Annotated in this window: 9 protein-coding genes; 8 read left to right on the forward strand and 1 reads right to left on the reverse strand. The window is 45.4% G+C overall.

Annotated elements, in window-relative coordinates:
* Positions 1–342 precede the first annotated feature (342 nt).
* Complete coding sequence (locus tag A3762_RS23980; protein WP_068502153.1) at positions 343–618, forward strand: hypothetical protein; 276 nt, start codon at positions 343–345, stop codon at positions 616–618.
* Between the two features lie 258 nt (positions 619–876).
* Complete coding sequence (locus tag A3762_RS23985) at positions 877–1,194, forward strand: antibiotic biosynthesis monooxygenase (protein ID WP_068502149.1); 318 nt, start codon at positions 877–879, stop codon at positions 1,192–1,194.
* A gap of 275 nt (positions 1,195–1,469) precedes the next feature.
* Here A3762_RS23985 and A3762_RS23990 read toward each other — a convergent pair whose 3' ends face one another.
* Positions 1,470–2,348, reverse strand: coding sequence for a LysR family transcriptional regulator (locus A3762_RS23990; protein WP_068757981.1), 879 nt, complete (start codon positions 2,346–2,348; stop codon positions 1,470–1,472).
* A gap of 174 nt (positions 2,349–2,522) precedes the next feature.
* Between A3762_RS23990 and leuC the strand changes: the two genes are divergently transcribed.
* The 6 genes from leuC to truA all read left to right on the forward strand — a co-directional run bounded on the left by leuC (position 2,523) and on the right by truA (position 11,143).
* On the forward strand, positions 2,523–3,944 hold the full coding sequence (gene leuC, locus A3762_RS23995; protein WP_068757983.1) for a 3-isopropylmalate dehydratase large subunit: 1,422 nt from the start codon (positions 2,523–2,525) through the stop codon (positions 3,942–3,944).
* A 14-nt stretch (positions 3,945–3,958) separates the two neighbouring features.
* A complete protein-coding gene (gene leuD, locus A3762_RS24000) occupies positions 3,959–4,612 on the forward strand; it encodes a 3-isopropylmalate dehydratase small subunit (RefSeq protein ID WP_068757985.1) in 654 nt (217 codons plus the stop codon).
* A 48-nt stretch (positions 4,613–4,660) separates the two neighbouring features.
* Positions 4,661–5,746 (forward strand): 3-isopropylmalate dehydrogenase, encoded by a 1,086-nt coding sequence (gene leuB / locus A3762_RS24005; protein WP_068757987.1) that lies wholly within the window; start codon positions 4,661–4,663, stop codon positions 5,744–5,746.
* Between the two features lie 27 nt (positions 5,747–5,773).
* Positions 5,774–6,886 (forward strand): aspartate-semialdehyde dehydrogenase, encoded by a 1,113-nt coding sequence (gene asd / locus A3762_RS24010; protein WP_068757988.1) that lies wholly within the window; start codon positions 5,774–5,776, stop codon positions 6,884–6,886.
* 302 nt (positions 6,887–7,188) lie between these two features.
* On the forward strand, positions 7,189–10,221 hold the full coding sequence (locus tag A3762_RS24015; protein WP_068757990.1) for a FimV/HubP family polar landmark protein: 3,033 nt from the start codon (positions 7,189–7,191) through the stop codon (positions 10,219–10,221).
* Positions 10,222–10,231: 10 nt separating this feature from the next.
* A complete protein-coding gene (gene truA / locus A3762_RS24020) occupies positions 10,232–11,143 on the forward strand; it encodes a tRNA pseudouridine(38-40) synthase TruA (RefSeq protein WP_197469554.1) in 912 nt (303 codons plus the stop codon).
* Positions 11,144–11,163: the final 20 nt, after the last annotated feature.

Here is an 11,163-nt window from a genome sequence, read left to right on the forward strand (position 1 = left end):
GATAAACTGGATGCGCACTTTGGAAGCTAAGATCAATTGGCGCAANCNANTAATGAATGAAAAGCGGACATTGGTTTTCCATTCGCAAATAGACATTAGGAGTCGTTAATGGAGCAATAACTAAAACGTTACCTTCTTGCGGATAGCTGACCTGTCCTGAACGTCAAAAAAATCAGTGCGTCGCAAGACAGACTTTCAAAACGAGGTCGTTTCATCTTAGGATAGAAAACTTAAGGATGGCCTTGCCTACCAAGCAAGGCGCGATGATTTGAGGTTGCATACTTTGCAAACCAACAGGCCTCGAAACTAAGATTCCACGGCTATGTTCACTAAGGTGCTGATATGAAAGCGAAGCTTATCGCATTGTCTTTATTAAGTTTTGGGCTGCTAATGTACTTCGCAGTTGAGGAAATTTACTTCCCATTTATTTTGATCCCCTTCATCGGTTTTTCTATAACGGTATTTATGTGGCCTTTACCAAATGATGAAAGCAGGAAACGAAAAAGTCAGGGGTATAAAGGTAGTGACCCAAACGGATTCGATGTTTTAGGTGAGACAGCCAGAGCACTAAAAAACAAAAGAGATAATGAAAGCAATGGCATCGATATCGATTTATAGGCTTAACCATTTTTACAGTTCGCTCAATACAAAAAGGGTTTCAGTATCTCAGCTCCAGGGCATATTCTGATTTTGTAATGTACGGCTTGGTTCCCCTATTAATCCCATTAATTACGTTAGCATGGTTGGCGTTTTATGATTAACAGCAACATCACACATAACCAGGCTATCAAAGATCGCCCAACAAGTTGGGCTGGACAGTCAATGCTGCGCATTGCCTGCCCTTTATAGCGGCGTTAAATGCTCAAAGGAGTTTAGATGTCTCTCATTGCCAATACACCGGCACCACCTTACTACGCAGTAATTTTCACTTCTCACCGTACAGAAGGTGATAACGGTTATGGCCAAATGGCAGATCGAATGGTTGAGCTTGCGTCAAAGCAACCAGGCTTTTTAGGTGTAGAGTCAGCGCGAGAGGATGTTGGAATTACCGTATCTTATTGGTCTGATCTTGAATCCATTAAGCGGTGGAAGAAAAATGCAGGGCACCAAGAAGCCCAACGGCTTGGTCATGAGAAATGGTATGCATCGTTCAAAACTCGTATATCGAAGGTGGAACGTGACTACGGCATTTAACAATACAATCGACGCCCGCCAGCAAGCTAGCTCGGACCTACGTTTCGGTGCTTCGCGCCTACACTGCGGCCCGTTATTGTAGGCGTTCATGTCTGCTTACTATATAAACTCGAAATAAATCCCAGTTAAAAACTTGCCTGTCTGACGTCCGCTTCTGTATATAAATCGAAAAGTTTTCGCGCCGCGAAATGTCCGCTTCTTTGTAGAAGTACGCATCAAGGATCGACCGGACATCAGCAGTTCAACATCCGCTAATGTCTAAATTCTGACATCCCTCAAGCCTCTTCCCAAATCCCTAATGCTATCTCCATAAATGCGCTGGCGGCGCTGCCTAGATGTTTCTTCTCATAACTGACGGCGCCGAGCTTGCGCTCAATGACAGGGTTGCGAACGGGGAGTGCGTGAAGGTCTTCGTCGATCATTGTTTGTGGCAATACCGACCAGCCCATACCAACGCTGGCCATCATTTTCATGGTTTCTAAGTAGTTGGTTGGTATCTTTGCTTTTAGTTCAAGTTGGTTTTCTTCAAACACCTTGGCGACGATGCGATAGGTGAGCGTGGATTCTGAGGGAAGAATCGCATCATGTTGTGATAACTCCTTTGGGCCGACGCGCTTTAGTTTTGCTAATGGATGTTGATGTCCGCATACAAAGGCCATCGGGTCATCCCAAACCAAATGCGTTATGAAATGTTCCCGACGTTGTTCTGGAATCGTTATAAAAGCGATATCGGCGTTGTTTTCTTGAAGCAGGGCATAAGCACTTTCGGAGTCGAGAAAATTCAGGTGCAAATCAACTAAAGGGTGCCGTTTGGAGAACTCGCGCAATATCAAAGGTAATCGATGCAATCCAATATGGTGACTTGCCACAATTCTTAAGTCGCCTTTTACTTCACCACTTGTATCTCGTACTGCCTGTTTTGCGTTGTCGAAGTTGTGCAAGATGTTTAAGGCGTGTGGCAGTAATGCTTTGCCTGCATCAGTCAGGGTGATCTCGCGTTGTAGTCGCTCGAAGAGTTTTACATCAAGCCGGCTTTCTAAGTTTTGAATCCGTTTCGATATGGCGGGCTGGGTAATATGCATGACCTTAGCTGCCTTAGAGAAAGACCCTTCGTTGACGATCGTTATAAATGCGAGAAGCGCTTCAATATCCATAGTATTTGTTAAATAACGTGATACAAACATGTATTCCTATTAGGAATCGTATTTATAAAAAATATGACTTTGTTTTATTTATAGGTTGAGAATACAATTTATTCAATAGGTAAAGAAGCCCTTGTTTGGCAACGCTTTACCGTATCTAGATTCATTAAGTGAGAGTTTACGTAAATGACAAATAAAACCCTTTACGACAAGTTGTGGGATGCGCACGTTGTTGCAGAGCGTGATGACGGTTCTTCATTGATTTACATTGATCGTCAGCTTCTTCACGAAGTAACTTCACCGCAAGCGTTTGAAGGTCTTCGTATTGCAGATCGTAAGCCTTGGCGTATCGATGCAAACCTTGCAACGCCAGATCATAACGTACCAACAACTGAACGTAGCAGCGGTGTGCAGGGTATTGAAGATCCTGTTTCGCGTATTCAGGTGCAAACGCTTGACGACAACTGTGATGAGTTTGGAATCGTTGAATTTAAAATGCTTGATGAGCGTCAGGGCATTGTGCACGTGGTTGGGCCAGAGCAGGGTGCAACCTTGCCGGGTATGACAGTTGTGTGTGGTGATTCGCACACGTCTACGCATGGTGCGTTTGGCGCACTTGCGCATGGTATCGGTACTTCTGAAGTTGAGCACGTGCTAGCAACGCAAACGCTTGTTCAAAAGAAAATGAAAAACATGCTTGTTCGCGTGAATGGCAAAGTTGCTCCTGGTATTACAGGTAAAGACATTATTCTTGCGATCATCGGCGAAATTGGTACCGCTGGTGGTACTGGCTATGCAATTGAATTTGCGGGCGAAGCGATCAGTGATTTGAGCATGGAAGGTCGTATGACCATGTGTAATATGGCGATCGAAGCAGGTGCTCGTGCGGGTATGATTGCGGTGGATCAAACGACTATCGATTACGTGAAAGGTCGCACTTACGCGCCTAAAGGTGAGATGTGGGATCGAGCGGTTGAAGCATGGGCTGACCTTCACAGCGACGAAGGCGCGCACTTTGACAAAGTGGTAGAGCTTGATGGTCCAAGTATCGAGCCTCAAGTGACGTGGGGTACTTCACCAGAGATGGTGTTGCCGGTTAGCCATAACGTACCAAATCCTGCGAATGCGACTGACAGCGTCGAAAAAGAAGGCATTACACGTGCGCTTGAATACATGGGCTTAGAAGCTGATCAAGCCATTACGGATATTCAGCTAGATCGCGTCTTTATTGGGTCGTGCACGAACTCGCGCATCGAAGACTTACGCGCTGCGGCGGAAGTTGTTAAAGGTCGCCAAGTGGCGAGCACCTTGAAGCAGGCTTTGGTTGTTCCGGGTTCTGGCTTGGTGAAAGCGCAAGCGGAAGAAGAAGGTTTAGATAAGATCTTTACCGAAGCAGGTCTAGAGTGGCGTGAGCCGGGTTGTTCTATGTGCTTGGCGATGAATGCCGACAAGTTAGGTCAGGGCGAGCATTGTGCATCTACCTCAAACCGTAACTTTGAAGGTCGTCAAGGCTTTGGTGGCCGTACGCACTTGGTAAGTCCTGCGATGGCAGCAGCGGCTGCAATTGCCGGTAAGTTTGTTGATGTTCGCGAATTTGTAAGCGCATAGGGGAGGCGAGAGAAATGAGAAAGTTTACAGAATTAAAAGGCCTTGTTGCTCCGCTTGATCGTGCCAATGTTGATACGGATATGATCATTCCTAAGCAGTTTTTGAAATCTATCAAACGCACTGGCTTTGGTAAGAACTTGTTTGATGAGTTGCGTTACTTAGATGAAGGCAAGCCAGATCAAAGCTGTGAAGGTCGTCCACTAAACGAAGATTTCGTCTTAAACCAAACGCGCTACCAAGGTTCAAGCGTGTTGATTGCACGTCAAAACTTCGGTTGTGGTTCTTCGCGTGAGCACGCGCCATGGGCTTTAGATGATTACGGTTTCCGTTCTGTGATCGCACCAAGTTTTGCGGATATTTTCTTCAATAACTGTTTTAAAAATGGTTTGTTGCCGATTGTGTTAACAGAAGAGCAAGTTGATCAGCTATTCAATGAAGTTGAAGCGACAGAAGGCTATGAGTTGGATATCAATCTTGACGCGCAAACTGTAACAACACCAAGCGGTGAGAGCTTTAGCTTTGAAGTCGATGCATTCCGTAAGCACTGCTTGTTGAACGGTTTGGATGATATTGGCGTGACGCTAGAGAGCGAAGAGAAAATTAAAGAATACGAAGCACGTCGTCGCCAAGAAACACCTTGGTTGTTCGATGCGATTCAAGGTGCTTGATAAGCGCAAGCATACGAAAGAATTTTAAAGTTTATTGGAAAGCTAGATATGTCTAAAAAAGTTTTGTTATTGCCAGGTGATGGCATCGGTCCTGAAATCGTTGCGGAAGCAGAGCGCGTTCTTGATCTTGTAAATGATAAGTTAGGTCTTGGTTTGGAGACGGACCATGCTTTGGTTGGTGGTTCTGCGATTGATGCGACAGGTGTTCCGCTTCCTGATGAGACGCTAGATAAAGCAAAAGCGTCTGACGCGATTTTACTTGGTGCTGTAGGTGGTCCTAAGTGGGATGAGCTTGATATGTCTATTCGTCCAGAGAAAGGTTTGCTTGGTCTTCGTTCAAATCTTGAGTTGTTCGGTAATTTACGTCCGGCGATTTTATATCCGCAGCTTGCAAGTGCATCAACCCTGAAGCCAGAAGTTGTTTCGGGTCTTGATATCTTGATCGTGCGTGAGTTAACGGGCGGCATTTATTTCGGTCAACCGCGTGGTGTACGTACCCTCGAAAATGGTGAGCGTCAGGGTTACAACACCTATGTGTACTCTGAGAGCGAAATTAAGCGCATTGCAAAAGTTGCGTTTGAAGCAGCGCAAAAGCGTAACGGTAAGCTTTGTTCTGTAGATAAAGCGAACGTACTTGAAGTAACGGTGTTGTGGCGTGAAATTCTTGACGATATGGCGAAAGACTATCCAGATGTAGAGCTGAGTCATATGTATGTTGATAACGCAGCGATGCAGCTCGTTCGTGCGCCGAAGCAGTTTGACGTAATGGTTACAGGCAACATGTTTGGTGACATTCTGTCTGATGCGGCAGCAATGCTTACTGGCTCTATCGGTATGCTTCCATCTGCATCGTTAGATGAGAACAATAAAGGTATGTACGAGCCGTGTCATGGTTCTGCGCCTGATATTGCTGGCCAAGGCATCGCAAACCCGCTCGCAACGATTCTATCCGTTGCGATGATGTTGCGTTATAGCTTGAGCGAGAACAAAGCCGCTGATCTGATTGAAGATGCAGTGAGCAAAGTGCTTGATCAAGGTTTGCGTACTGCAGATATCTTCTCTGAAGGTTCAACAAAAGTCTCTACAAAAGAAATGGGTGACGCGGTTGTTGCGGCGCTTGAGTCTTTGGTTTAAATCACTGGTTTAATAAGGTCGATAGAAATGAAAAAGTTAGGAATGGTCGGCTGGCGTGGCATGGTTGGTTCCGTGCTTATGCAGCGTATGCAAGAAGAGAATGACTTCTCTTTAGTTGAGCCAGTGTTTTTTACTACATCACAAAAAGGTTTACCTGCTCCAGATCTAGGGCAGGGGGAATCAGTATTGCTTGACGCAAATGACGTGAGTGAGCTGGCGCAAATGGATTTCATCATTACCTGTCAGGGTGGTGATTACACAAAAGCGGTTTACCCTAAGTTGCGCGAAAGTGGCTGGGATGGCTACTGGATTGATGCGGCTTCAGCCCTTCGCATGGAAGATAACGCTGTCATCGTGCTTGATCCTGTTAACCGTCACGTGATCGATGAAGCACTATCTAATGGCGTGAAAGACTTCGTCGGTGGTAACTGTACGGTGAGTCTAATGTTGCTTGCTCTAGGAGGTTTGTTCGCGGAAGACTTGGTGGAATGGGTATCACCGATGACATATCAAGCGGCATCAGGTTCAGGCGCTAAGCACATGCGTGAATTGATTACTCAAATGGGTGAGATCAAAGAAGCGGTTGCGAATCAGCTAGACAATCCAGCGTCAGCGATTCTTGAAATTGATAAGTTGGTAGCAGAGAAAATGCGTTCAGACGAATTCTCGACTGACCAGTTTGGCGTTCCGCTTGCGGGCTCTTTGATTCCTTATATCGATACGCAGTTGCCGTCAGGCCAAAGCCGTGAGGAGTGGAAAGCAGGTGCTGAAACTAACAAGATTCTCGGTACGCAAGAACAAGCAATCCCAATTGACGGTTTGTGTGTACGTGTTGGTGCTATGCGTTGTCACTCTCAGGCGCTTACCATTAAGTTAAAGAAGGATCTGCCTGTCGAAGAAATTGAGGCTAAATTGGCTGCAGCGAATGATTGGGTCAAAGTAATTCCTAATGATCGCGAAGCATCTATTAACGAGCTTAGCCCAACGGTAGCAACAGGTACCTTGAGTATTCCTGTTGGTCGAATCCGTAAGCTTGAAATGGGTCCTGAGTATATCTCAGCGTTTACAGTTGGCGATCAACTTCTTTGGGGTGCAGCCGAGCCATTGCGTAGAATGTTACGGATAGTTTTGGAAGCTTGAGACTTAGCTTCACTTGCCGATAAAGTCGGTAAGCAGATTAAAAGCCCGTCTGTGAAAACAGATGGGCTTTTTTATTGGCAATAGGAAAGGAGGCAGAACTCAAAAAGCTGACTATTGTTAATAGTTATGTAGTAAAAGTTCAGTTGATAATTTTGGTTTGATGATCGATACTTACCAAAATGTAAAATTTTATTTTTCTCAATAAAAGCAAGTGATTGTGGCTGTTTTTTAAACTGCTTTATAGAAGTATGTTGTAGCTGTAGCTAATTGAGATTGAACCGAAAATTTAAGGGAAAGGCGTAATGATCCGCAAACTGGCTATTGTATTGACCTTGGCGTCCGCAGGTTATGCAGGTTTAACTCATGCTTTGGGTTTAGGCGATGCAAAGGTTAATTCTAATTTAAATCAGCCTTTGGTAGCTGAAATTGAATTGGTGAATACAGGTGGTTTAACAGACGCAGAAATTTTGCCTGGTTTGGCGACCCGAGAAGAGTTCCTTAAGGCAGGAATTGATCGAGTCTATTTCCTTTCAGATATTCGTTTTGAAGTTCAGCGCAATGAGAGTGGCGAGCCAAAAGTGGTTCTCACAACCAAAAAGCCAGTCCGTGAACCGTTCATTAACTTTCTTGTTGAAGTAATTTGGCCAAGCGGTCGTTTATTGCGTGAATACGCTTTGTTGATCGATCCGCCAGTTTTCGCAGAAGACAAACCTGTCGTTGCTAGCCCTGCAGCCTCTCAACAAGCAAAACCGCAAGTTTCTGCACCTGCATCCGTTGAAAAAGGAGATAACTTGGCAGTGCGTTCTAGCGTGAAACCGAAAGCCGGTGCCTTGGCTGGTAACGAGACGTACGGGCCAACTAAATCAACAGATACGCTTTGGGATATCGCGACAGGCATTCGTCCAGATCGGAATGTTAGTCCGCAACAAGTGATGCTTGCGATTCAGGATTTGAATCCTGACGCTTTTATTGATGGAAATATCAATAAGATGAAAGCGGGCCAAATTCTGCGCTTGCCAACGCGCGATCAAATGACATCGCGTAGTGCTTATCAGGCGATCAATTCGGTTATTGAGCAAAATGCTGCTCTAAGAAAGCCAAAGACCAAGACTCCGACTTCTTCCTCTAAACCTTCAACTCAATCATCTCCGAAAACACAAAAGCCTGCGGCGAATCAGGATCAACTTAAGCTAGTTGTTCCAGATAAAGATTCAAAAGCATCTGATTCAGCGGGTTCAGATCCTCAAGGTTCAAACGCTACTGGTGTGTCTCAGGGTGAAATGAATATTGCTCTGGAGCAGCTCGATAAAGCGAATCTCGAGAACGAAGAGTTAAGCGGTAAGGTTGATGCGCTTGAAGAGCAACTTGAGACCCTTCAGCGCATACTTACGCTAAAAAATGATCAGCTAGCGAGCTTGCAGTCGCAAATGCGTGCAAGTGAATTAGACGCTGCGCAGGCTGAGGTTGATGGTGAGCAGGGTGCTTCTCAAGAATCAGTTGAAGAAACCGCAGAAGTTGCTGAAGTCATTGTTGAGCAAGTAAAAGAAACGGTAGTTCTAGATGAAGATGGCTCAGTGATCGCTGAGCAAGTTGAGGTGACTGAAGTCGTTGCAGAGATTCAAGTAGAAGAAGTAAAACCTGCGGAAGCTGCGCCTGCTGAAGCTCCAGCACCAGTTAACTTTCAAGAAGATTTGCTGAACAAGCTTATGACTAACCCTCTATACCAAGCAGGTGTGGCGGGTATCTTGATTCTTCTATTGATTGCGTTGTGGTTGATTTCCAAGTCGCGTGCGAAGCAAGAATCTGATGACTATGAAGAAGAATATGAGCCGGTTGAATCTGATGAGCCTACTGAACTTGAATCGGCTGATGAAGAGTTAGAAGAACCTGCTGCAGTTGTCAAAGAAGAAGCGGAAGAAGAGTCTGTAGAGGAAGATGCGCCTGCTTCACCAGAAGAGGACGTAATTGCAGAGGCTGATGTATATATCGCTTATGGTCGCTTGGATCAGGCAGCTCAGATTTTAGAAGATGGTATTTCGAACGATCCGGTTCGTGTTGATTATCGTCTTAAGTTATTAGAAGTGTATCGCGACCTTGGCGATTCAGATTCGTTTGAAAAGCAGTTTAGTGAGTTGTCGGCTATCCAGGATCAAGATGCGCTTGAAAAAGCCGCACAGATTCGTGTTGAGCTGAATGAGCGTTTAGAAGAGCTTGCAAATCAGAAAGCAGATGCTGGTAGTGCAGAAGAAGTAGAGCATTTGTTAGATGAGGATGAAGAGCAGGCGCTTTTATCTGGAGACGATAACAACTTTGACTTCGATACGGTTGAGCAGGAAGAAAGCGAAGTTGCAGAAACGATTCAAGAAGAGGTACTAGACTCTGAGTCTCCTGCAAGCTTGGAAGATTACGAAGACTCATACGCTGAAGAAGCGCTTGAAGAGGTTGCTGGTGATATAGATTTTGCTTCAGAAGATTTAGATATCGATTTAGATATCGATTTGGAGCTTGATGAAAGTGATAAAGAACTAGAAGTTGATCCAGGTATCGATTTCTCATCAGAGGATTTAGATCTTGGTGGCGACTCTGCCAAAGCAGAAGAGCTTGAGTTGGATGCTGACAATGATGCATCGGCTGCAGATGCAGCTTCGTCTCATCTCGTAGATGAAGACGGTGAATTGTCGCTAAGTGACGCAGAGTTAAATCACGAAGCTGAAATTGATTTGGATTTGAGTGATGAGTTATCACTTGATGATGAGGCTTTAGGTCTTGATGAAGATGCGGGTGCAGATTCTGAAGCTGAAAGCCTTGAATCGGTAGTGGAAGAGGCAGATGCAGATGATCTTAGCCTAGAGTTGGACGAAGCCTTGGATTTAGATTTTGACTCTGAATCTGAAGAAGAGTTGTCCTTAGATGCTGAAGAGCTAGATGCCCTAGAATTGGATGATTCTGAATCCGAGGACCTTGGAGATGCTCTTGATGAGCTGGATGATTTGGAGCCGGAAGATTCGTTGACTGAAAGTGCTGAAGCAGACGAAGGTGCTGCAGATGTGCTTGATCTAGGAGATGACGAACTCACCATCACGGACGAGACCCTAGATGAAGCGGCTGAAGCGTTGGGCGATGCAGATGATTTCGAGCCGGAATTAAGTGATGACGAAGATTTCGACTTCTTAGAAGGAACCGATGAGGTGTCTACTAAGTTGGATTTGGCGCGCGCTTATATCGATATGGGTGACACCGAAGGCGCTAAAGAGATTTTAGTTGAAGTTCAGCAAGAAGGCTCTGATCAGCAAAAGCAGCAAGCTAACGAACTGATCGATTCTATTTCTAAATAGTATGTCAGATATGAATACTGCGGCCGGTAACGATCACGTTACTGGCCGCATTGCGTTAGGGCTGATGTACAAAGGGAGTGCTTATTGTGGCTGGCAGTCTCAAAAAAGCGGTGTTCCCTCTGTACAGGCTGAATTAGAAGTTGCGATTTCTCGTGTCGCAAACCATCCTGTCGAAGTTGTTTGTGCGGGTCGTACTGATAAAGCAGTTCATGCGAGTTATCAGGTTGTTCATTTTGATACCACATCAGTAAGAACTGCGCGCTCTTGGGTTTTTGGTTGTAACGCAAATCTGCCGCCAGATATTTCTGTTTCTTGGGTGCAGTCGGTTTCAGATGAGTTTCACGCGCGTTTTTCTGCTTTTAATCGCCGCTATAACTATGTGATCTTTAATCATCCTATTCGACCAGCGCATTTTTATGACGAAATGACTTGGTGTCATTACGCTTTAGATGAGTCGCTGATGCATCGAGCGGCACAATGCTTGGTGGGCGAGCATGATTTCACTTCGTTTCGTGCCGTTGGATGTCAGAGTAAATCGCCGTTTCGGCATATCGACCACGTTCGCGTAAATCGTTTCGGTAATATTCTTGTGCTAGATATTCAGGGCAATGCCTTTTTGCACCATATGGTGCGTAATATCGCGGGCGTCCTTATGTCGATAGGTGCGGGCCGAAATCCAGTGGAGTGGTGTGCTGAAGTGCTTGCGGCGAAAGATCGTACTAAAGCCGATGTGACTGCTCAGCCTTATGGTTTGTTTTTAACGGATGTGGGCTATCCCGATCAATATGATTTGCCCCGCTCAGGCGGCGCGCCAAGCTTGATTCAGGCAATGCTGGCGATGTCAGGCTCTAATAAAGTTGATTGGGATGTTATTTCGCCTGCAGATATGTGGGATATCGCGCGACCAGGAAATAATAAATAGGGGCACTAACCTTTGGTCGA

Source organism: Oleiphilus sp. HI0125 (assembly GCF_001635355.1).